At 54.7% G+C, this 236-nt stretch carries 1 pseudogene; it reads left to right on the top strand.

The annotated features are described in order from the left end of the window. Window positions 1–112: 112 nt before the first annotated feature. Window positions 113–236, top strand: a pseudogene (locus RTW80_RS30790) (L,D-transpeptidase); the annotation flags it as partial.

The raw sequence follows: 236 nt of genomic DNA on the forward strand, positions 1-236 counted from the left end.
TTGAAGCAGAAAAAGTCCTTACCCGGAGATGGCGCACGACGAAAAGATGACTGAATGGGTAGGCTAAGCCTGCCCACCGGCAGGCTTTCTCTTTGACTGAGTACAGAACACTATGATTCGATTTGCCTCATTCGTTTTTACGCTTGGTATTCTGGTTCCCGCTGCATCTGCTGTAACCTACCCCCTCCCTCCCGAGGGCAGCCGCCTGGTGGGGGCACCGATCACCATCACCGTGC

The organism is Escherichia sp. AM3 (assembly GCF_032029835.1).
GTDB lineage: Bacteria > Pseudomonadota > Gammaproteobacteria > Enterobacterales > Enterobacteriaceae > Escherichia > Escherichia coli.